The 21,735-nt window shown below is 44.3% G+C and carries 20 protein-coding genes; 4 read left to right on the top strand and 16 right to left on the bottom strand.

Annotation, left to right across the window (positions count from 1 at the left end; all coding sequences use genetic code 11):
- Positions 1–6 precede the first annotated feature (6 nt).
- Together DW915_RS11340 and DW915_RS11335 are read right to left on the bottom strand one after the other, a co-directional pair.
- Positions 7–1,011: an ABC transporter permease gene (locus DW915_RS11340; RefSeq protein ID WP_118666835.1), complete on the bottom strand. Its 1,005-nt coding sequence runs from the start codon at positions 1,009–1,011 to the stop codon at positions 7–9.
- Positions 1,012–1,110: 99 nt separating this feature from the next.
- The gene (locus tag DW915_RS11335; protein ID WP_055268028.1) at positions 1,111–3,039 is read right to left on the bottom strand and encodes an ABC transporter substrate-binding protein; all 1,929 of its coding nucleotides are present in this window, start codon (positions 3,037–3,039) and stop codon (positions 1,111–1,113) included.
- A gap of 315 nt (positions 3,040–3,354) precedes the next feature.
- Here DW915_RS11335 and DW915_RS11330 point away from each other — a divergent pair, with 315 nt between their 5' ends.
- Positions 3,355–4,281: a DMT family transporter gene (locus DW915_RS11330; protein WP_118742161.1), complete on the top strand. Its 927-nt coding sequence runs from the start codon at positions 3,355–3,357 to the stop codon at positions 4,279–4,281.
- 302 nt (positions 4,282–4,583) lie between these two features.
- Positions 4,584–6,074, top strand: a complete 1,491-nt coding sequence (locus tag DW915_RS11325) for an AAA family ATPase (RefSeq protein WP_118742160.1) — start codon at positions 4,584–4,586, stop codon at positions 6,072–6,074.
- 240 nt (positions 6,075–6,314) lie between these two features.
- Here the strand turns inward: DW915_RS11325 and pckA are convergent, their stop codons facing one another.
- Entirely contained in the window at positions 6,315–7,919 is a 1,605-nt protein-coding gene (pckA, locus tag DW915_RS11320; RefSeq protein ID WP_022461055.1) for a phosphoenolpyruvate carboxykinase (ATP), read from the bottom strand.
- Between the two features lie 314 nt (positions 7,920–8,233).
- Between pckA and DW915_RS11315 the strand changes: the two genes are divergently transcribed.
- Positions 8,234–9,568, top strand: coding sequence for an MATE family efflux transporter (locus DW915_RS11315; protein ID WP_118660331.1), 1,335 nt, complete (start codon positions 8,234–8,236; stop codon positions 9,566–9,568).
- A gap of 10 nt (positions 9,569–9,578) precedes the next feature.
- Here DW915_RS11315 and DW915_RS11310 read toward each other — a convergent pair whose 3' ends face one another.
- Positions 9,579–10,481, bottom strand: a complete 903-nt coding sequence (locus DW915_RS11310) for an AraC family transcriptional regulator (protein WP_158581057.1) — start codon at positions 10,479–10,481, stop codon at positions 9,579–9,581.
- A 289-nt stretch (positions 10,482–10,770) separates the two neighbouring features.
- Between DW915_RS11310 and DW915_RS11305 the strand changes: the two genes are divergently transcribed.
- Positions 10,771–11,025: a heavy-metal-associated domain-containing protein gene (locus DW915_RS11305; RefSeq protein WP_022461058.1), complete on the top strand. Its 255-nt coding sequence runs from the start codon at positions 10,771–10,773 to the stop codon at positions 11,023–11,025.
- Between the two features lie 122 nt (positions 11,026–11,147).
- On the opposite strand, the gene DW915_RS11300 is transcribed toward DW915_RS11305, so the two are convergent.
- The 12 genes from DW915_RS11300 to DW915_RS11240 all read right to left on the bottom strand — a co-directional run bounded on the left by DW915_RS11300 (position 11,148) and on the right by DW915_RS11240 (position 21,706).
- Positions 11,148–12,296 carry a glutathione S-transferase C-terminal domain-containing protein gene (locus tag DW915_RS11300; protein WP_118742158.1) on the bottom strand — a complete coding sequence of 383 codons (1,149 nt, stop codon included), beginning with the start codon at positions 12,294–12,296 and terminating at the stop codon, positions 11,148–11,150.
- 229 nt (positions 12,297–12,525) lie between these two features.
- Positions 12,526–12,990, bottom strand: coding sequence for a low molecular weight protein-tyrosine-phosphatase (locus DW915_RS11295; protein WP_118742157.1), 465 nt, complete (start codon positions 12,988–12,990; stop codon positions 12,526–12,528).
- A gap of 314 nt (positions 12,991–13,304) precedes the next feature.
- Complete coding sequence (locus DW915_RS11290; protein WP_117805425.1) at positions 13,305–13,919, bottom strand: nucleotidyltransferase domain-containing protein; 615 nt, start codon at positions 13,917–13,919, stop codon at positions 13,305–13,307.
- A gap of 48 nt (positions 13,920–13,967) precedes the next feature.
- A complete protein-coding gene (locus DW915_RS11285) occupies positions 13,968–14,393 on the bottom strand; it encodes a hypothetical protein (protein WP_118742156.1) in 426 nt (141 codons plus the stop codon).
- A gap of 493 nt (positions 14,394–14,886) precedes the next feature.
- Entirely contained in the window at positions 14,887–15,186 is a 300-nt protein-coding gene (locus DW915_RS11275; protein ID WP_118742155.1) for an ArsR/SmtB family transcription factor, read from the bottom strand.
- A gap of 135 nt (positions 15,187–15,321) precedes the next feature.
- Positions 15,322–16,032 (bottom strand): succinate dehydrogenase/fumarate reductase iron-sulfur subunit, encoded by a 711-nt coding sequence (locus DW915_RS11270; protein ID WP_330422685.1) that lies wholly within the window; start codon positions 16,030–16,032, stop codon positions 15,322–15,324.
- Positions 16,029–17,573 (bottom strand): FAD-dependent oxidoreductase, encoded by a 1,545-nt coding sequence (locus tag DW915_RS11265; protein WP_118742154.1) that lies wholly within the window; start codon positions 17,571–17,573, stop codon positions 16,029–16,031. The genes DW915_RS11270 and DW915_RS11265 overlap by 4 nt, the downstream gene beginning before the upstream one ends.
- The gene (locus DW915_RS11260; RefSeq protein WP_008703787.1) at positions 17,570–18,109 is read right to left on the bottom strand and encodes a hypothetical protein; all 540 of its coding nucleotides are present in this window, start codon (positions 18,107–18,109) and stop codon (positions 17,570–17,572) included. The genes DW915_RS11265 and DW915_RS11260 overlap by 4 nt, the downstream gene beginning before the upstream one ends.
- Positions 18,110–18,119: 10 nt before the next feature.
- Entirely contained in the window at positions 18,120–18,638 is a 519-nt protein-coding gene (locus DW915_RS11255) for a DUF6921 family protein (protein ID WP_117814576.1), read from the bottom strand.
- Positions 18,639–18,654: 16 nt separating this feature from the next.
- Positions 18,655–20,778, bottom strand: coding sequence for a heavy metal translocating P-type ATPase (locus tag DW915_RS11250; protein WP_118742153.1), 2,124 nt, complete (start codon positions 20,776–20,778; stop codon positions 18,655–18,657).
- A 59-nt stretch (positions 20,779–20,837) separates the two neighbouring features.
- Positions 20,838–21,197 (bottom strand): ArsR/SmtB family transcription factor, encoded by a 360-nt coding sequence (locus DW915_RS11245; protein ID WP_005330964.1) that lies wholly within the window; start codon positions 21,195–21,197, stop codon positions 20,838–20,840.
- Positions 21,198–21,328: 131 nt separating this feature from the next.
- On the bottom strand, positions 21,329–21,706 hold the full coding sequence (locus DW915_RS11240) for a PBECR4 domain-containing protein (RefSeq protein WP_118742152.1): 378 nt from the start codon (positions 21,704–21,706) through the stop codon (positions 21,329–21,331).
- Positions 21,707–21,735 lie beyond the last annotated feature (29 nt).

The raw sequence follows: 21,735 nt of genomic DNA, 5'->3' as shown, positions 1-21,735 counted from the left end.
TCCTTTCTAATCCTGCTGGGATGCTTTGACACGTGGGTCAATGACTGCATACAGAAGTTCAACAAGCAGGTTGGCCAGCAGAACCATGATAGTAATGATTAACGTACAGGCAGAAAGCAGCGGATAATCCTGGCCGGTAACTGCTGAGAGCATCGTTGTTCCAAGTCCCGGATAACTGAATACCATCTCAGCTACCAGGTTACCGCCGATCATGGTACCAAGGGACATTGCAAGACCGGTGATCTGCGGAAGCATTGCGTTACGGAACACATATTTCACAATCGTATGATCCTTGATTCCAAGGAAACGACTGTATTTTACATAGTCGGCATTCAATTCATAAATTGACATTGAACGCATACCAATAGCCTGGCCGCCGATTGTGATGATTACGATAGACCAGAACGGCAACTGGTAATGTGAAAGCACAGATTTCATAAAAGCAAGGCTCATATGCGGAATCATACTGCTCGCATAGCCGCCTGCTGCAGGTGCAATATGTAATTTCAGTGAGAAAATAAATAAAAGTACGGTTGCCATACCAAAGGCAGGTACGTTACTGATAAACAGGAATGCCGGAAGGATTGCCTTATCGAAAACACCTTTCATGTAAGCTGCAATTGCACCAAGCAGGTTACCAAGAATCCATCCAACAATAATGGCCGGAAGCTGTAAACATATGGTCCACAGAACCGAACTGGAAATAATATCGGATACGGTACGCGGATACTGGCTGAAAGAAATGCCGAAATCACCGCGAAGTGCATTTTTTACCCAGGTAAAAAACTGGACATACATTGGTTTGTTAATACCAAATTTCGCTGCATAGTCTTCATATACTTTCTGAATTGCAGTCGCATCGGTCATACCTTCTACCGATTTGGACGCAATAGTTGAAACCGGATCGCCCGGCATCAGACGCGGAAGAATGAAGTTCAGCAGCACTGCAAAGACTAACGTCAAAAGATACCACATGATCTTCTGCGTATAATACTTTTTCATTCCTTTCATAGAGGAACCCTCCTTCTGATTTTGTAAAAGCGGCCGGAGCACCCCGGCTCCGGCCGCCTCTGTTACAATTCAGTGTGTGCTTTCTTTCTGTTTGGCAAATCAGCCGTCAATCAGTTCCAGATTGTACAGTGCTGCTACGCCATAACCATCGGTGCAGTCCATCGGAGGAACATTGGTTCCATCGTCTTTCTGCGGATAGTTGGTCCATACGGACTCGTTTACTTCGTGGAATACCTGCGGTCTGTACATCAGCGGTACACACGGGCAATCTTCCAGCATAATCTTGGAAAGTTCTGTATAGTAATCTTTCAGTTTTGCATCATCGGTCTCATGAGGAATTGCTGCAAGGATTTCATCTACACGGTCGTTCTGATAATGACCGAAGTTACCACTGAAGTTAACCTCAAGATCGTTGTAATCAGAGCTCATGAAGAAACGGCATCTCATGTACGGGTTGGCAACCGATGTACCAGGGCCGGACTGCATGGTGATTTCGAAGTTTCCGGTACTGTAATCCGTGCTGTAGTTTGCTGCTTCCGGGAAGTAGGTCTCAATGTTGATACCAATATTCTTTCCTGCTGCTGCTACGATTTCAAGGGTTGCATTCCAGTCAGACCATCCTGTCGGGCACTCAGCCTTATAGGAAAGGTTCTTTCCGTTGTACTCACGGATTCCGTCTCCGTCGGTGTCTACGATTCCGGCATCGTCCAGAAGCTTCTTAGCACCTTCTACATCGGCATTGGACCACTGATACTCTTTTAAGGCATCCTGATCCACCATAGCCTGCTCAGCATCGGTCGGGTTCATGACAGAACGCGGAACATCTGCGAAGGTAGGAGACTGTCCGGACATTGCTGAAGAAATAACCTGATCGTAGTCAACTGCCATAGCGATTGCCTTACGAACAGCTACCTGATCCAGTCCTTCTACTTCTGTATTAAAGAACAGGGTAGGCATTGTCATACACAGCTGATACGGTGCTTCATCAACATAGGTAGAAATCGGAAGATCCTGCTCTAACCACAATTTCTGAAGGTCTGTGATGAATATCTGTGCCACATCAATATCACCATTCTGGAATGCGGTGGTAGCTGCTGCGTTATCTTTAAAGATCGGGTGAGAAATATATTTCGGAACCGGAAGCTTACCCCACATGGAATCTGCCTGTCCCCAATAATTATCATCGCGGATCAGAACTACGTTCTGGTCATTGTCAAAGTATTTTTTGTACGGTCCGGAAGTTACCAGATCGTCCATCTTATCCATTTTAATTGCTTCAGCATCGTTGTTGTTTCTGTCAGCTACGGTCTTCAGATAGTTTTCCTGCATGATATAAAGCATTGGAAGATATCTTTCCGCAAGAACCGGGTTAACTGCTTCGCCGGAGTCATCGGTTGTCAGTTTGAAGACTACGGTACTGTCATCCTGTGCAACAACATCTGCAATGTAGCTCTTCATTTCAGCGCCGGTAGAAGAATTGTAATCTACATGTGCATGATAGGTAGCTGCTACATCTTTTGCAGTAACCGGTGTGCCGTCATTCCATTTTGCGTCAGCTTTGATTTTCACTGTGATCTCGGTACGATTGTCGTTCCACACTGGATCTCCGTCTGCAAGCAACGGATACATTTTTGCATCCAATGGATTCCACATATAAAGAGTTTCATAAACAAGTACACGTGAAGCATCGCCCTGTGCTATAACCATTGCATTGTTTGAGTTTGCGGACATTGGGTTGTAATCGTTGACGGTACCCCACTGCTGTCCTGCGAAGTAAAGAGTTTCATTTCTTGGAAGCTCTCCTACCACATCATCTGAACCTGTGGTATCTTCGCTGGAAGCATCTGCTGTGCTGGAAGATGCTGCTGTGGCATCGCTTGATGCATCTGCTGTTCCGCTGGAGGATGCTGTTGCTCCTCCGGATGAACCGGTGCTTGTACTTCCACTGTCTCCACATCCAGCAAGCATCGTTCCTGCCATTGTCACTGTCATTAACAGTGCAAGGACTTTCATGTTACGCTTTTTCATACTTTTTACCTCCTTAAGGTTTTCGTTCTTGCTTGATGAGTTCATTATACACAAAGGCTGTTAGAAAAACAGTGTCTATTTTTTGTTTTTGGTGTTCTTTTTTTGTTTTGCGTTGGTTGAGTTGCTTATTTTTTCCTTTATAATTTTCTTTGTTCTGCTCACTTTTCACATATTCATTTTCGCAACATCTGCACTATTTCGTCATTATGATTATTTGTACCATTTTTCCGTCTTTTCCGCCATTTTTCCGTTCGCTTTTTCCATCTGTTTATGCTATGATGAATATCGTATCAATTTCAGGAGGTTTTTTCTATTATGAATACTGTTTCTCATAAGTACCGACAGTCAGCGCTTCTGCTTCTGACCGCTGCGATCTGGGGTTCTGCCTTTGTCGCACAGCAGACCGGTATGGATTATGTCGGACCTTTTACGTTCAACGCGGCACGAAACCTGCTCGGCGGACTTACGCTTCTTCCGCTGATTGTCTTTTTCTCCTCGCGTAAAAAGCGAACCCTACCGCCAGATGCTTCGTCAGAAAATGGCACACAGCCAAAAACACTCTGGGCGGGCGGTATTCTCTGCGGCATCGCACTGTTTGTCGCCTCGACCCTGCAGCAGATCGGCATCCAGTACACAACCGTCGGAAAGGCCGGTTTTATCACTGCACTTTACATCGTCCTTGTTCCGGTCTGCGGCCTGTTCCTCCGAAAACGAGTACAACCGAAGGTCTGGCTCGCAGTTCTCATTGCCGTTGCCGGTCTCTATCTGCTCTGCATGACAGACGGATCCTTCTCTTTGCAAAAGGGTGATCTTCTTGTGCTTGCCTGTGCGCTCGGATTTACCATACATATTCTGGTTATTGATCATTTTTCTCCGCTTGTCGACGGCATCAAAATGTCCTGCATTCAGTTTTTTACCTGTTCGATCCTGTCCGCTGTCTGTATGGTTCTCTTTGAAACCGTAAACATCTCCGATCTTCTGCACGCCTGGATGCCGATTCTCTATGCCGGAATTCTCTCTTCAGGTGTCGGCTATACCCTGCAGATCATCGGGCAGAAAGGATTAAATTCCACCATGGCTTCTCTGCTGATGAGCCTGGAATCCGTTTTTTCCGTTCTCGCCGGTTGGATTTTCCTTCATCAGGCACTCTCCGGTCGCGAGCTCTCCGGCTGTATTCTGATGTTTGCAGCGATCGTGCTGGTACAGCTTCCGGGCTTTTCCAAAACCAACGCTGTTTCCTGATGCCATTCCTTTTTCAGTGTAAGAAAGATTCCCGTTTTGCGAGCTTCTTTCTTACGACAGCTTGCTTTGATGACATAATTTCCCTCCGCCGCAGTGTGATCCTGCCCGGAGGGCTTTTTTATGCCTTCCGAAAATTTAACCGAATCTAGTAAGTCCCCTGCTTCCATTTCGAATATCCGCTTGCCCAATATTTTCATAGCATAAAAATACAAAATTCTGCATATTGATTGCAGGATTTTTTAATTCGTGCTACACTGTTTTTATTGTACCAATAAGCACTTATTTTATTAGGAGGTTCTGTCATGCCCGTTTTTGATTTCAGCAATTCCCCGGAAAAAGCAAAAGTTTCCGAATGTACGTATACTGTTTTCCGCACAAACGCACCGTTTACTTCTCCGGATCAGCCGATCCTAATTCTGGATACAAAAGAGAAGGCCTTCCCGCATCATCCCTGCGGTATTTTCACAAACCCGGCAAAACGGACATCGTTCGAATTTAAAGAGGAAGAAGAAACCTTCATCGCCGACATTCTCCAGATCGATGCCCGTTTTGTCAGCCTTTTAAAATGGCTCGGTGAAAACCATATCAATGTCCGCCTTTCCGGCACACAAACATCCGACGGTTATGCAGTTTACAAAATCCGCGAGATCGCTTTCGGTGGCGGCGCAAAGCTTTCGGCTGAGGATGGATTTTTACAGTTTATGATTGAGCGTCTCCTCGCCAGCAATGCACCGGAAGAAGAAGTTGAGGATGAGGATCAGGAGGAAACCGGTGACAGCATGAAGCTCACCAGCATCCAATCCATCACTGATTTTATGAACTGTGCCGGAAGAACGCTGCCGGATAATATCCGCCTTTGGGCTCGTCGAAACCTCGCTGTTGCCCGTTCCCACGAAGTCTCTCCCGAAGAACGTCGTCACGCGCAGCGCGCCCTCTCCATGATGATGAATATTCAATGGAAAAGCAACTATTTTGAAGCCATTGATCCAGTGGAAGCACGCCGGATCCTCGATGAAGAACTATATGGCATGGAACGTGTGAAGCAGAGAATTATCGAAACCATCATTCAGATTAACCGGACTCATACGCTGCCGGCCTATGGTCTGTTACTGATCGGTCCTGCCGGAACCGGAAAATCGCAGATTGCTTATGCCGTTGCGCGTATCTTAAAATTACCGTGGACCACACTCGATATGAGTTCGATTAATGACCCGGAACAGCTGACCGGAAGTTCCCGCATCTACGCAAACGCAAAACCGGGAATCATCATGGATGCTTTTTCCATGGCTGGTGAATCCAACCTCGTCTTTATCATCAATGAGCTCGACAAGGCTGCCTCCGGCAAAGGAAACGGAAACCCGGCAGATGTTCTGCTGACCCTTCTTGATAATCTTGGTTTTACCGATAACTATATCGAATGTATGATCCCGACCGTCGGTGTATACCCGATTGCAACCGCAAACGACAAGAACCAGATCAGTGCTCCGCTGATGTCCCGCTTCGCTGTGATTGAAATTCCGGATTACACACCGGAAGAAAAGAAAATCATTTTCTCCCGCTATGCACTTCCAAAGGTGTTAAAACGTATCGGTATGAAAGAAAAAGAATGCATTCTGACGCCGGAAGGACTCGATGCCGTAATCTCCTGCCACGAAAACACAAGCGGTATTCGTGATCTTGAGCAGGCTGCTGAGCATATCGCAGCAAATGCGTTATATCAGATAGAAGTCAACCATGTTTCCTCTGTTACCTTTGATGCAGAAATGGTACGTGAACTGCTCTTGTCCTGCTGATCTGCCTTATTTTCTATTTTGAAGGCGTATCAGGGTACGGCGAAAACCAGTGACGCAGCAATTCACGCTCTGTGGTGCTGAAATTTTTTGCATTATTTTAGAGTGTGCTGTAAAATAGTTTCCTGTCCCATCAGTCTGTACTTTCGGGCAGGAAACTATTTTATTTCTCCAGATATTTTCATAAAAGAAAGCCCCTGACACTTTCATGTCAGGGGCTTCCTTTCGGTCAATTCAGAAAATTTATTTCTGCGGACCAGCGGAAACAAGTGCTTTACCAGCAGCGTTTCCTTCATATTTTGCAAAATTCTTGATGAATCTTTCAGCCAGATCCAGTGCTTTGGTCTCCCACTCGGAAGCATCAGCATAGGTATCGCGAGGATCCAGGATAGCCGGATCAACGCCCGGAAGTTCAGTCGGAACTTCGAAGTTGAAGTACGGAATAGTCTTCGTCGGAGCTTCGTTGATAGCACCGCTTAAGATTGCATCGATGATTCCACGGGTATCACGGATGGAGATACGTTTTCCGGTTCCGTTCCAGCCTGTGTTAACCAGGTATGCTTTTGCTCCGCTCTTCTCCATTTTCTTAACAAGCTCTTCTGCATATTTGGTTGGGTGCAGCTCCAGGAATGCCTGGCCGAAGCATGCAGAGAAGGTAGGAGTCGGCTCGGTAATTCCGCGCTCGGTTCCTGCAAGTTTTGCAGTAAATCCGGACAGGAAGTAGTACTGAGTCTGCTCTGGTGTCAGAATAGATACTGGCGGAAGTACGCCGAATGCATCTGCGGACAGGAAAATAACATTCTTAGCTGCCGGTGCAGAAGAAATCGGGCGAACGATGTTCTCAATGTGGTTGATCGGATAAGATACACGAGTATTCTCGGTTACGCTCTTATCATTGAAGTCAATTTTGCCTTCCGCATCAACAGTAACGTTCTCAAGCAGAGCGTCACGTCTGATTGCGTTGTAGATGTCCGGCTCAGACTCTTTGTCCAGGTTGATAACTTTTGCATAGCAGCCGCCCTCGAAGTTGAATACTCCGTTGTCGTCCCAGCCGTGCTCGTCATCACCGATCAGAAGACGTTTCGGGTCTGTGGAAAGTGTTGTTTTTCCTGTTCCGGAAAGTCCAAAGAAGATTGCAGTGTTCTCACCGTTCAGGTCTGTGTTTGCAGAGCAGTGCATGGAAGCGATGCCTTTCAGCGGCAGATAGTAGTTCATCATGGAGAACATACCTTTCTTCATCTCTCCGCCGTACCATGTGTTGATGATAACCTGCTCACGGCTTGTGATGTTGAATACTACTGCTGTCTCAGAGTTCAGACCCAGCTCTTTGTAATTCTCAACTTTTGCTTTGGATGCGTTGTATACAACGAAATCCGGCTCGAAGTTCTCAAGCTCTTCTGCTGTAGGTTTGATGAACATGTTAGTTACGAAATGTGCCTGCCAAGCTACCTCAACGATGAAGCGGATAGCCATACGGGTATCTTTATTTGCACCGCAGAATGCATCTACAACGAACAGTCTTTTGTTGGAGAGCTCTTTTTTTGCGATCTCTTTTACTGCTGCCCATGCTTCCTGGGTTGCCGGATGGTTATCGTTTTTGTACTCATCAGAAGTCCACCATACAGTATCTTTCGAATTCTCGTCCACAACGATGTATTTGTCTTTCGGTGAACGGCCTGTATAGATACCGGTCATAACGTTAACTGCACCAAGCTCTGTCTCCCGGCCTTTTTCATAGCCTTCCAGCTCTGGTTTTGTCTCTTCCTCAAATAACTGCTCATAAGAAGGGTTGTACACAATTTCTGTGGTACCGGTGATGCCATACTTTGTTAAATCGATCTGTGCCATCTTGTAATTAACCTCTTTCCTTTGATAGTAATACTGCTTCATTCTGCAAAATGCAGAAATTTGAAGGTATCCTTTTTAAGAAACCGGACCAGCCGGCCTCTTCTACTCTAATTATACATAAAAGGCCAAAAAAATCAACTGAAAATCTTCCGTTTTTTTACAGAACGTGTCCCAAAATCTGTAAAAATTTTATAAACTTCGATTTTTCGAAATTTTCTGACAATTGCACTTTTGTACACTTCATCCTGCAAATTGACATTTTTTGATTTTTTATGTTATAATATTAACAATTATGTTCGGAAAGAAGTTTCTTTATGTATTACGATCTGACCCGCGGGAAAATCTCCCGCTCTCTTATCCTGTTTGCCCTGCCGATGATCGCAGGAAATCTGTTGCAGCAGTTTTACAACATTGCCGACACCCTGATCGTCGGACGCGTTCTCGGAAGCAATGCGCTCGCCGCCGTCGGCTCCTCCTATACGCTGATGACGTTTCTGACTTCCATTTTTCTCGGCCTGTCGATGGGCGCCGGTGCGCTCTTTTCGATTTATCAGGGACGAAAAGATCTTTCTTCTTTAAAACTTTCAATTCTCCACGCGTTTCTGCTGATCCTTGCCGTTACGCTCGTGCTGAATCTCGCTGTTTATGCAGGCATCGAGCCGATCCTTACGTTTCTTCGCGTCCCGGATGAAGTCCGTCCCGGCATGCGGACGTATCTTCTGATTATCTTTGCCGGCCTTATTGCAACATCCGTATACAATTTCTTTTCCTGTATGCTGCGCGCGCTCGGAAACTCTTCTGTGCCGCTGATTTTTCTCGCTGTCTCTGCTGTGCTGAACATTGCACTGGATCTGCTCTTTGTCGCTGTACTGCCGTTCGGCATCGCAGGCGCGGCGCTCGCTACGGTTCTTGCGCAGTATGTGTCCGCCGTCGGTATTCTGCTCTATGTGCTGCTCCGCTGCCGCATGTGGCTGCCGTCAAAAAAAGAATGGCGTTTCAGCCATTCCATTTTAAAAGAGATTCTGAATCTTTCTTCGATGACCTGCATTCAGCAGTCGGTCATGAATTTCGGCATTCTGATGGTACAGGGGCTCGTCAACAGCTTCGGTCCGGCGGTCATGGCGGCATTTGCGGCCGCGGTGAAAATTGATACCTTTGCCTATCTGCCGGTGCAGGATTTCGGAAATGCCTACTCCACTTTCACCGCACAGAATTACGGGGCCGGAAATCACGAGCGGATCCGGCGCGGCACGAAAGATGCTTTTGCACTGAGCGCTGCTTTTTCCATCGTCATTTCTCTGCTTGTCAATCTGTTCGCGCATCCGCTGATGCAGATTTTCGTGAAAGCATCAGAAATGGAGGTCGTCGCGATCGGCGTACAGTACCTGCGGCTGGAAGGCTCGTTCTATCTCGGCATCGGATGGCTGTTTCTGCTGTACGGGTATTACCGCGCTGTCAAACGCGCCGAGATGTCGGTTGTTCTGACCGTCATTTCGCTTGGCATGCGTGTGGCGCTGGCATACCTTTTCTCCGCCACGGCGCTTGGCGTTGCCGGAATCTGGATCGCCATTCCGATCGGCTGGGCACTGGCTGATATGACCGGACTTTTCTTCCTGCGGCGTGCATTCCGATCGCAGAAGCCTGCATAAGTTCCGAATCTTATATCGCAGTACGGTTTTCTGCGGATAAACTGCGGAACTGCCCCGGCGTCTGGTGCATGCGTTCCTGGAAGACTCGGTTAAAATAGCTGATATTTCGGAATCCGCAGTCGCTCGCAATCTTGCTGATCGCCTCCTCGGTGGAAAGCAGCAGCCGGCAGCTCTCGGCAATCCGCAGGTTATTGACATACGTCACGGCGGAAATATGCATAATCGACTTAAAGAAGCGGCAGAAAGCGCTCTCACTCATATGAAACTGGCTCGCCAGTTCCGCGATTTCGAGATCCTCACAGAAATGAGCATTCATGTATGTGAGGATCTCTTTCATTCTGCTGACACGGTAATTCGTCGAGGCATCCGTTTTTCCGCCGTTCTTTTCTGCCGCACTGTAATATCCCTGCCAGATTTTCAGAAGTTCCGCTTTTAACAGCAGCTCCCAGCCCGGTTCTTTTCTTTCCTGCAGATTTCGGATCTCCTGCATGGCCTGTGCCGTTTTTTCTGCAAGGCGTGTTCCCCGCTCTGTCTTGGATGGAAAACGGATCTCGGAGGACAGCACTGGTTCGATATACTGCTGCTGGATCCGGTCAAGCGATGTGCCGGACAGAAAACGCGGCTGGAATACAACGGCAAGAAACGTAAATTCCTGTCCGTCGATTCCCTCTACCTCATGCAGACGGTTTGCATTGACAAAGGCGGTCTCCCCTTCCCGCAGGAGAAAGGTTTCGGTATCCATATGAAAAACAGCTTCGCCCTTTACTGCATAAAAGAGCTCCACTTCCTCATGCCAGTGGCAGTACACCCGCACGGTACTCTGCAGGTCTGTCTCGAAAACGTGAATGCTCAGCGGAAAAAGCTCATCACCGTGGGACTGTGTTTCTTTTCGGTAATTCATCTGTGAGAGCATATTTTTGTCTCCTCTCTTGTTTTGCTCTGCTGCCCCAATTGTAACACGAACTTTGCGATTCCGGCAAGTTTCCATGTTCTGCCGGCGAATCGCCCTTCCATGACCGTATTTTTCCTTCTTAAATAATAATAATTATCATATTTTATCAGCTTATTGACATTTCTTTTCATCCGCGCTATATTTTAGATACCCCGATAGGGTATGTGATTTCAAATTTTTCATCAAACTCCAGGAATACAGTCTGGCACGCTTTCGTTTCGCTGTATTCCCGGAAGAAAGCAGGTATTGTATGATTAAAACAGTCTTAAAAATTGATGGTATGATGTGCGGCATGTGCGAATCCCATATGAATGATGTAGTCCGCAAGAGCTGCTCTCCAAAGAAAGTAAACTCTTCTGCAAAAAACGGCGAGACCGTTGTCATCAGCGAAGCGCCGCTCGATATTCCGTATCTGAAACAGCAGATCAAGGACATCGGATATGAGCTGGTTTCGTATACGAGTGAGCCGTATGAGAAAAAGGGATTTTTCCATTTCGGACGATAAACGGATTTCATGCCCTTCCTTTTGCAGTTTGTGCGTCGGAAAAAAGCACCGTTTCAGAAGTTTATTTCCTTTTGGAAATCTGCCTCTGAAACGGTGTTTTCTATTTTTTATCTATGATTTGATCAGCCGCAGCAGCATCCGCAGGACGGCGGCGTTTCTTTCTCCTCTTTTTTCGGAGATTCTGCGCCCAGATCGTACCAGGTCGGGTCGATGTCGAATCTGCGGTTGTTTCCAAGATAGATCGGATGGGTCGGGTCTGAGGACAGGTAGGCGCGCTCGGTCGAAACCTTCCACTGTGCATCCCAGTCAATCTTCGGAAGTGCCAGATCGTAGTGTGTGCTGGCGCGGAAGCCGTCTTCCTCTCCCTCAATTCTTCCCTGGCGGATGATGGCTGCAAAATCTGTGTGATGTGCAAATGCCGGGATCTCCCACAGCTCTTTTGCGTAGCCCCACAGGTTTTTGTAAGTGTAGAGCGGACGCTTCGTCTCGCCGAGCTGTGTGGTATAGCGGATGTCCAGACGGGCAAGTGTCACGTATAGGCGGATATCGGAATCGGTTACGTAATCACCGAAGATAAAACGATTGGTTTCCAGCCGTTTTTCCAGGCGGTCCATCGCAGCGTAGAATGTGTTCACACCGTCGAAATGGCCTTCGTTGCTTCTGGAGAAGGAACTGCGGTATACCGCGTTGTTGATATTATCGAAGAGCCAGAGATTCATCTTGTCAATCTCTTCCCGCAGCTCCACCGGATACAGCTCCGGCGCGCCTTTTTTGTGCCATGGGCGGAAGTTGACCTCGAAATAAGTGGTCAGCCAGTTGTAATCGTTGTTGACTACCTTTCCCGTCGTTGTGTCGATCAGCGCCGGAACGGTCGTTCTTCCCTGGTAATCATCATCAGCACGGTAATACGCCTCAGAGAGGAACTGATCACCGAGCACCGGGTCGATGTTGTTTTCATTGTAAACGTATTCCCAGCCAAGGTTTTTCTCATGCGGGGCATGTTCTACCATATTGACGGAAATCTGATCTTCCAGGCCCTCCAGCTCTCTTACGATCGCCGCGCGGTTGGACCAGTGGCACAGCTTTGCCCAGACGAGACGGTATCTCTTATTACCTTCTGCCTTCAGATCGTTTTCACCGTCGCCGAACGGAGTCGTGAAGTGATTCGGCTGTCTGCGGAAATAGCCGTTTTTGTCGATCTCCGATACGGTTTCTTTTGGTCTTACGCGGATTTTTCTTCCATTTACAATCTCATAATCATAATTCGCCATTGATTTTCTGCCTCTCTTTCGCGTGTTCTATCGAATGAATTTTTAAATAGGAAAGCTTTTGTTTTCCTATTATTTCGCTATGTTTTCTATTCATTTATCATACCATATCTGTCTGGTTACGTCTAATTGCTAATTTTTTGGAGTGGCTATAGGATTTTCTTATAGTAAAAGGCCAGTGCCGCATTCTCTGCAAATGAGCACTGGCCTTGTTTTCGGCGCTTTTTGTTTTTCAGATTTTTCCTTCCCGGCGCAGATACGCCAGAAAGCCGTTGCATCCCTCCACGACATCGCGGTACGTCGCCTCAAAATCTCCCGTATACCACGGATCCGCAATATCGCGGCCGGAACCGGTGAAGGAAAGAAATTTGTAAACCTTTCCATCCGGATCATTCTTCAGCATCCGGTTCAGATTGCGGATATTCGCGGTATCCATGCCGATGATGTAGTCGGCGCGCTCGTAATCCTTCCATGTAATCTGCTTTGCGTGATGCGGCACGAGCGGAATGTGCTCCTCGCGCAGTTTATTGACTGTCCCATAGTGCGGCGGATTGCCGATCTCCTCACGGCTGGTGGCGAAGCTGTCGATTTCAAAATTGTGGGCAAGGCCGAGGGAAGTTACTTTGTGGGTGAATACGCTCTCAGCAAGAGTCGAGCGGCAAATATTGCCATGGCAGATAAAAAGTACTCTAATCATAAAATTCTCCTGTTCTGAAATACCCTGTAATGCCGAGTTTTGCGTTGGTTTATCGGCTTTTCCGGGCATCATCTTTTTTCTTGTTTATAACTACACTTTTTACAAAATACTTCAAAATGGTGCAATTCAAAGCAATGTGTAGTAGTCAAATCGTAGTCAGTTAAGGGGGTTCAGACTACTGACGGGGGTGTGCATTATTTAACGAAGGAGGGTGCTGAGATAGGCATACTCTTGTATTATCGTCTATAAAAACTAAAACATCAATTTGGGGCTGTTGCTCTAGTTTCAGTTACACAAACTTGAAATTGTAAATCTTAAAAAATGGTTTTCAAGTAATTTATCCAGTCGGATAACCCTTCTTGATTAAACTCCAACAAGGCTTTCGAATATATATGAAACGCTTCTGAATCGCTTTCTTCCATAAAATGTAATGCTTTTTTGGGACCATAATAGTGTATGCCTTTTATATCAAAATATATTTCAAGGCTGTCACACAATAACCAATGCCAACGATAGTAACCTTCAACATCTCCTCGCATTGTGCGTAACAGCATCTTTTCACACCATTTAATTTCCTGCGAAACATCTTTTGCCGTTTTTAAGGGAATATGTTCTATATAGTCAAGTACATTCTTTTTTAGCCATCCACCCATTCCGTTTTTATCCAGTATGATTTTCCCATCCCACACCTGTGCAAACTCAGCCGGGTCGTACTCCGACAGGAACTGATCCGGCGGATAAATAAATACATCAAGAACAACGCCATCAACAAAAGATGAATCATGCAGTTTTTCTTTTCCTGCAATAATAAGTGCATCAAAGTCACTATTCAGATTTGCACTTCCGTCAGCAAAAGAACCATAGACAATTATCGATTCCGGTTGATAAGTCTTTTTCAAATAGTCTATTATTTTGTCCGTACTTTTCATTACATTCGCCTCCTCAAATACCGATTTCTCAGTTTCAAAAACTGGAATTTAGTTTTGCATGAGTTTTACATACTCCGCAACCAAAAAGATGTTTTTCAAATCTTCCTCATCTAATCCACGGTAGACAAACAAATCATCGTGCAGTGGCATTACTTCCTCGATATTTTCGCTTTCAATATGAAATTCTCCTGTGCTTAAATCAATGCCGACAAGAGCATTGCCTGTCTTATAGCTTTTTATATTAGGAAGCACACCTTTGGGCAATTTGTTGCGAGAGAATGCATTCTCTGTGATATTGAGTGCAACTATTTCTTGAAAAGCTGCATCGTTAAATATTTGATGGGCATATTTATTTCTGAAATATTGGTCTACTTCTGTTCCTGTTTTTCGGTTTGGCTTCATCGCTGCATGGTGTGCTTCAAAAATTCGTTTCCACTCTGCAAGCATTTCTGCTGTTGGTTTAACGGTTAGCATTTTGTTTCCTCCTCTACAACTTCCGATTGAGATTTCACCTGTTTTAAGAGATTTAATAACTGTTATATTTTGTTATTAAATTCTCCGCAACCCCTTGAAAACACTGAATTCATCACTGGTGAACTTTCCCTTATTGTTTCCCTTGTGTTATATTGTCCCACCAGTGTTTACGAACTCTGATAAGGGTAAATACAAGGGCAAGAAAATCCTATAAAACAGTATAACACAAAATAAAAGTGACATGGTGAACTGATTGAAATGCTTCTGATTTTTGCAACAAATGATTGATTTAACGATAATGAGATTTGATACGATGAGAACAATATTTGCAGAATACAATCCCAACCGTTGCTAATACAGAAAGTAAGCCCGCTGCTGCGAGAATTATCTGCAACTGCCCCAGATTGATGTTTGGCAGGTTACAGTCAGGTAACGCTGGAAAAAACTAATTCCTGAATTTGATTCTTTTTTCATGATATCTGCTCTCCTTAAATTATTTACAACAATCCCCGTCACCGCATCCAAGGCAAGTAAGGGATTCTATAAAGTGTTTGTAATTCATCAATGTCTCACAATTCAAAGAATAGTGATGCCATTTTCCTTCCTTACGATCCTTCACAAGGCCGCATCCTACCAATATCTTCATATGATGGGATAAAGTTGGCTGGGTAATTTCAAATCTTTCCAAAAGTTTACACCCGCACTTTTCTCCATCCGACAGCATCTGTACAATTTCCAGCCGGTTCGCATCACCCAAAGCCTTGCATATCAAAGCCACATCCATTGCATTCATATTGACACCTCACATTGATCATTGTCTATGTTCAATATAATATATACATAGATATTTGTCAATGTATGTATTTTAAAAAAGAGATTCAAGTTTTTGATTCTCTTCATACATTCATTATAGCTTTTATCATCCATTTTATTTGCCCCAAACAGCCGCTGCATTCGACCTTACAAGCAGTTCTTCCACAGGCAGACCAATCGGACAAATATCATGACAAGATAACGACTTCCCGCATCCCTCAAAATATTTCTTCTTATATTCAGCAGAAATCTCATTCAAATGAGTGCTTTCCTGTTCTTCATTCAGAATCCGAAATGCGTTGACTGCAGCAACAGCGCCTGCGAAAGTCCCATTTGCAGAGAAGTTAGGACACACTTCAAGGCAGCAGCCACACATCAGACAGCGTGCCGACTGGTATCTCGGTTCATGTGTCCACGAACTCATATAAGCTTCACTTTCAAGCCAAAGGTTCAGTTTTTTCAAATTTTCAAACAGATTTGACCGGTCAACGATCAAATCTCTTACAAGCGGAAATTTGCTTAAAGGTTCCAAGGTAATTGTAGAACCTTTTAATGTATGTAGAAATGTAGAGCATGCCAGCCTCGGACGTTCGTTAATCAGCATGGCGCAAGCCCCACATTTTCGCACCATACAGCTACATTCCCAGCTGATGGGAGTAACTATATTCCCTGAGTTATCTTTCAAAGGGGTTCTACTGTTCAATTCCTTTAGAACAGTGGCAACAGAGCTGTTTCTGCTTCCGTCAAACTCAAATTCCTGCCAATAACTGTCTGCTTTCTGACTCTCCTGCCGCCTGATTCTTATTTTATATACCAAGTGAATCACCGCCTTTCTGGAACAGGTACAAAGGAAATCTGTATCTGCTTTCCATCAAATCTGGCTACCGTTGTTTTAAGGTAATCATCGTCATTGCTCTTCGGATAATCCTCCCGCCAGTGTGCACCACGGCTTTCTTTTCTTGCAAGAGCACTCTTTAGAACTGCCATGCCAAGCAATGGAAGATTTCCTGTCAGCGCTTGTACCGTTTGAATCCCATTTAACAACGTATTCTCATTTCTGACAACGCCCATAGTCTCCTGCATCACTTTGTTTAATTGCTTTATTTCTGAAATTTGGGACGCTGGTGGAAAATCTATCTGTGTCGCACAAGATAGATCTACTACATCTGCCTGTTCGCATGCTGATTTTGCCGCAACACGTCCTCCGTATAACGCTCCTAACAGAGAATTTCCACCAAGACGGTTGGCACCATGATATTGGGCACAGCATTCTCCGGCAGCGTAAAGATTCTGAATCGGCGTTCTGTGCTGCTCATCCACCAGAATGCCTCCCATAAAATAGTGAATTCCCGGTAAAACAGACACCGGTTCCTTTCGTATATCTTTATGCAGATAGGTCATACAATCGTCTGCCAGACCAGATAGCTTATTTGAAATAATCTCCTCCGATATTTCCGTCATGTCAAGAAATACCTCTGATTCATGGCTGACCTTCCATATCTCTCTGGCGGTAATATCTCGTGGCATCAGATTTCCAAGCTCCGGGTATTTTTCCTCCATGAAATACCATTGTTTTCCATCTTTCATGGCAAACAACCTGCCACCTTCCCCTCTGGCCGCCTCGCTGATGAGCATGCGTTTTCCACCACATTTCACAGTTGTCGGATGATACTGGATCATCTCGCCATTTGCCAGAGGAACACCAAGCCGGAACAATTCTGCGGTGACTTCTCCTGTATTGCTCAGCGAACCCGTTGTATTTCCAAACAATCCGTGCATACCACCGGTGGCAACAATAACCGCATCCCCCGGTAATTCCACAGTCTCCTGACTGTATTCATCCCTGATTACGCAGCCACAACAAATATTGCCACACAGACGAAGTGTTAGGAAAGAATGATGGCTGAACCGTTCTACCATACCAGATGCTTCTTTCCTGCGAACAGCGTCTATCATAGCTGTCATGATCTGCTTCCCGGTATCGCTCTGTGCAAAAGCAGTCCGTTTCTTTTTCTGCCCGCCAAAATTTCGCAGATCCACATCATCATAGCCACTCATGTTAAATTTAACTCCAAGTTTTAGCAGCCAGTGCACCAGCTCCGGTGCTGCCTGTGTCATTTCCCAAACTGCATTTGGATCTGCCAGACCACATGCTGCCTTTATTGTATCTGTAAAATGTTCTTCGGGACTGTCGTTTTCATCTTTTGTATTCAAAGCTGCGTTGATACCGCCCTCCGCCATAACAGACTGTGCCCGCTCTGACGGAAGGGAGGAAACCAGTTTTACATTGCATCCATTTTCCGCTGCCTGCAAAGCCGCTGAAAGTCCTGCCAGTCCAGCACCTATAATAATAATTGTCTTACTCATAGATATTGCCACCCAATATAATAGAAAATAACTGCGCCCGCTATAAACAGAAGGAGCACCGAAAGAATCAAATAAATATCACCCCTTCGTTCTTTATAACTGATGATTCCCAGCGATACGAGCAATGGGCGGATATTGATAAAAATATGAACAAAGATTGCCGCCACGAACAAAAGCTGAGTTACCATCTTTACCGTTGTAAAAGGGAACAAAATATATGTCCCATTCTGCACCTTTCCAAACAAGCCAATATGGAAGAACAGCAGGATCAGTATTGCCAGCCCACTGGCTCGTCTCGCCCAGAATATGGCGTTCTGTTTCAGATACATTTTTCCGGATTGCTTCGCTGTCTGTAAACTCTGAACTGTCAGGATGACACCAATCACCGTATGCACAACAAGAATACCAACACCAATCCATGCAAGAAGTTTCCCTGCACTACTTCCAACTCCGTTCAGCATAAAGCTTCCCATGATTCCATGAATCATAAAAATGAGAAGCATTAAAACAGACAAAATCGTATTCCATTTTCTCATAAATTCTCGCTCACCTCATTTCTTCGCTGTCCATGATCATATAGTCCATCTGTGATAACGTTGTAACGTCAATAAAATCATCCGATGCCAGGAATACATCATACTTTCCACTTACCACTCTTGATAGCATCATTGTGTTACTGTACTCTTTCAGATCTACGAAAAAACCGGCCTGTTTCAACCTGTCACAGAGTTTCTTAGCATAACTGACAAGCGGATAATCCGTCTCAGATACATATAACCGAAAACTAATGTCCGTTTTCATGAGATCTGTTTCATTTGTTTCCGAATCGTCCAGTGCCAATTCTTTTAATTTATTCCGGGTGTTCTCGTTGTCGAGACCATCTGACATCATATTAATACCGAGAACATAGGAGCCTTCCAACTGTGCGGCGGCTTGAGCCGCCTTTTTTGACTTCGGTGTTGCTCCTGTGACTGCATCAATCATAGAAGGCGGTGAGTGCAAAAGTGCACCGAAACCTGCAAGAAAAACAATTGTAACTGCTAACAGAATCAATTTCCGTTTCACATTGCCACCTCGTTTCTTATTTTTTTAAAATCCTCATTGCGTTCAAGACGGCAATTATGGTAACGCCTACATCACCAAATACAGCTTCCCACATTCCCGCAATACCAAGAGCGCCAAGAATCAGGAACACACTCTTAATCCCAAGAGCAATCACTATATTCTGCATGACAATCTGTTTTGTCGCTTTTGCTACTTCAATCGCGTGCACCAGCTTAGACGGTTCATCTGTCATCAGAACTACATCTGCTGCTTCAATGGCCGCATCCGAACCAAGCCCACCCATTGCAATACCAACATCTGCACGGGCAAGGACAGGAGCGTCATTGATACCATCACCAACAAAAGCCAATTTGCTTCCCGGTCTCTTTTTACTATCTAAAAGCTCAACCTTTTCCACTTTTTGGTCAGGAAGCAGCTGTGCATAATATTTATCCAACTGCAATTCTTCTGCAACAGACTTCCCAATTTTTTCATCATCACCGGTAAGCATGACTGTTTTTTCCACGCCGATATGTTTCAGGTCAGAAATTGCTTTTTTACTGTCCGGCTTCACTTCATCTGTTATCAAAATACATCCTGCATATTGACCATCTACAGCCAAATAAACTTTTGTACCTGCTTTTTCACAGGTTGTGTACTCTATACATTCTGTATCCATAAGTTTCGTATTGCCAGCAAAAACTTTCTTTTCCCCTGCCATTACACTGATTCCATATCCTGAAATTTCCTTATAATCAGAAATCACTGACTGATCAATTTCTTTTTCATAAGCAGCAAGAATGGATTTTGCAATAGGATGGTTAGAAAAACTCTCTGCCTCTGCCGCATACTCCAGAACCTGTTCTTTTGAAAATCCATTTGCAGGCAAAATATCCGTCACATTGAAAACACCTTTTGTAAGTGTTCCGGTTTTATCGAACACAATAACGCTGACATTATTAAGTGCCTCTAAATAATTGCTTCCTTTTACAAGAACACCTCGTTTAGATGCTGCACCAATGCCGCCGAAGAAAGTCAGCGGGATTGAAATGACCAATGCACATGGACAAGATACCACAAGGAAAACAAATCCTCTGCGAATCCACTCTGTCCAGCCTCCGCCAAGAATGATCGGTGGCAGAATCGCCAGAAAAGCTGCTAAGATTACAACCACAGGTGTATAATAACGTGCAAATGTAGTAATAAAATTTTCTGTTGGTGCTTTTCGGCTTGACGCATTTTCCACAAGATCAATAATCTTTGAAGCCGTAGATTCACCAAATGCTTTTGTTGTCTTAATCATTAAGACACCCGTCTGATTCATACAACCGGAAAGTGCTTCGTCTCCTTTATGAACACTTCTCGGAACTGATTCTCCTGTTAAGGCCCTTGTATCCAGCATAGAATCTCCATCCAATACCACACCGTCTAATGGAATTTTTTCACCAGGCTTTACAATAATAATCTCACCAATGGAGACATTTTCTGGAGATATGGTAATCAATTCCCCATTTCTTCTTACTGTAGCAGAATCTGGACGTATATCCATTAAGTCTGATATAGATTTTCTGGAACGCTTAACAGCCAATGACTGAAAAAATTCACCTACCTGATAGAATAGCATAACAGCAACTGCTTCTGGATATTCACCAATGACAAAAGCCCCAATCGTAGAAACACTCATCAAAAAATGTTCATCAAATACACGCCCCTTTGAAATGTTCCTCACAGCCTGCCATACAACATCTCCACCAAGAATAACATAAGAAACAACGAGAAAAGCTAACTCGATAGGCAGTGGCACTTTCGCAAAAACAGTCAATGCCATACCAATGGCATAGATTGCTGCACCAGTCGCTAAACGAACTGGCAACTTCTTATCCTCATTGTTATAGGATTCATTGGCCTCCTGCTTTTTTTCCGGTATATAAGATTCCTGTACAATTTCAGAAACTTCCACATCTGGCTCATGGCTATGAACAATCGTTTCAATCTGACTGGCTATCGTATCTGCGGCTGTCTGAGTAACATTGATTGTAAGCGTCTGCTTCATCAGATTTACCACTGAGGATTGCACTCCATCCAACTCTCCGACTTCTTTTTCAATTTTTGCGGAACAATTTGGACAGTCCAACCCTTTTAATAGAAATATGCGTTTCATGATAATCTCCTTATAATTTGTTTAATTGTTCAATTACTCAACTATAATGTTAAAAAATATTATTTCTGCCAAAGATGCTCAAATCCCTTGTCAATAATCTCTTTCACATGATCATCTGCCAGTGAGTAGTAAACTATCTGTGCTTCTTTACGGAATTTTACCAGATTCGCAAGGCGTAATGCCTTTAACTGATGCGAAATTGCAGATTTTGTTACCCCCAGTAGCACTGCAAGATCACATACACACATCTCACTCTGTTCCAGAGCGTGTAAGATTTGTACTCTGGTACCATCTCCAAATAGCTTAAATAAAGAAGCCAACTGGATATAATCATCTTTTGGCTGCATCTTGGATTTCACATCATTCACAATATCCTCATGAATTACATCGCAATTACAAATATAAGACGTTTTTGGCATATATTCACCTCCAAATAATAATAGTTGAACAATTGCTCAACTATTATTATACTTATTTTTAAATTCATGTCAATAAGCTGATGTTAGTTCCCCATAAATTTTACAATTAAAACCAGCTCTTTATTCTTTTCTTAATCTTTTTTCCCAGTATACCGTTTTGGCTTTCTTGTCACACTTCCAGTAAATTCCAAATTTGTAACGCTGAGTTTATATGTAATTGTCATGGTTTCCATATTTTTTAGAACACATACCATTTCATTCGTTAATTCCGGCAAGCGTTTTAAACACGGAAGTTTCCTTTTGGCATTTGCATATACATGTCTTGCGTCAAAATAGAACTGATTATTTGTAAGAATAGATTTTTTTGCATTCTTATAAAAATCCTTGGTCGAAAGTCTTGTCTCCACTCCTGTTAAATGTAGAAAGTGATCTATTGGAAAAGAAACTTCAAAATATTCATCTCCACAAACATACAGAAAGTAAGCGCAAAATATTGCTACGTTACTCATGAATTACGCTTGCACCAAAATGATAGATG

The sequence above is a fragment of the Blautia sp. AM42-2 genome (assembly GCF_003480245.1).
In the GTDB taxonomy this organism is placed as follows: domain Bacteria; phylum Bacillota; class Clostridia; order Lachnospirales; family Lachnospiraceae; genus Fusicatenibacter; species Fusicatenibacter saccharivorans.
The sequence above is the reverse complement of the archived record's forward strand: the minus strand, read 5'-3'. Positions and strand labels throughout refer to the sequence as shown.

Coding starts and splice junctions, on each gene's coding strand:
- DW915_RS11340 (WP_118666835.1), bottom strand. CDS start 1,011: ATGAAAGGAATGAAAAAGTATTATACGCAGAAGATCATGTGGTATCTT.
- DW915_RS11335 (WP_055268028.1), bottom strand. CDS start 3,039: ATGAAAAAGCGTAACATGAAAGTCCTTGCACTGTTAATGACAGTGACA.
- DW915_RS11330 (WP_118742161.1), top strand. CDS start 3,355: ATGAATACTGTTTCTCATAAGTACCGACAGTCAGCGCTTCTGCTTCTG.
- DW915_RS11325 (WP_118742160.1), top strand. CDS start 4,584: ATGCCCGTTTTTGATTTCAGCAATTCCCCGGAAAAAGCAAAAGTTTCC.
- pckA (WP_022461055.1), bottom strand. CDS start 7,919: ATGGCACAGATCGATTTAACAAAGTATGGCATCACCGGTACCACAGAA.
- DW915_RS11315 (WP_118660331.1), top strand. CDS start 8,234: ATGTATTACGATCTGACCCGCGGGAAAATCTCCCGCTCTCTTATCCTG.
- DW915_RS11310 (WP_158581057.1), bottom strand. CDS start 10,481: ATGCTCTCACAGATGAATTACCGAAAAGAAACACAGTCCCACGGTGAT.
- DW915_RS11305 (WP_022461058.1), top strand. CDS start 10,771: ATGATTAAAACAGTCTTAAAAATTGATGGTATGATGTGCGGCATGTGC.
- DW915_RS11300 (WP_118742158.1), bottom strand. CDS start 12,296: ATGGCGAATTATGATTATGAGATTGTAAATGGAAGAAAAATCCGCGTA.
- DW915_RS11295 (WP_118742157.1), bottom strand. CDS start 12,990: ATGATTAGAGTACTTTTTATCTGCCATGGCAATATTTGCCGCTCGACT.
- DW915_RS11290 (WP_117805425.1), bottom strand. CDS start 13,919: ATGAAAAGTACGGACAAAATAATAGACTATTTGAAAAAGACTTATCAA.
- DW915_RS11285 (WP_118742156.1), bottom strand. CDS start 14,393: ATGCTAACCGTTAAACCAACAGCAGAAATGCTTGCAGAGTGGAAACGA.
- DW915_RS11275 (WP_118742155.1), bottom strand. CDS start 15,186: ATGAATGCAATGGATGTGGCTTTGATATGCAAGGCTTTGGGTGATGCG.
- DW915_RS11265 (WP_118742154.1), bottom strand. CDS start 17,573: ATGAGTAAGACAATTATTATTATAGGTGCTGGACTGGCAGGACTTTCA.
- DW915_RS11260 (WP_008703787.1), bottom strand. CDS start 18,109: ATGAGAAAATGGAATACGATTTTGTCTGTTTTAATGCTTCTCATTTTT.
- DW915_RS11250 (WP_118742153.1), bottom strand. CDS start 20,778: ATGAAACGCATATTTCTATTAAAAGGGTTGGACTGTCCAAATTGTTCC.
- DW915_RS11245 (WP_005330964.1), bottom strand. CDS start 21,197: ATGCCAAAAACGTCTTATATTTGTAATTGCGATGTAATTCATGAGGAT.
- DW915_RS11240 (WP_118742152.1), bottom strand. CDS start 21,706: ATGAGTAACGTAGCAATATTTTGCGCTTACTTTCTGTATGTTTGTGGA.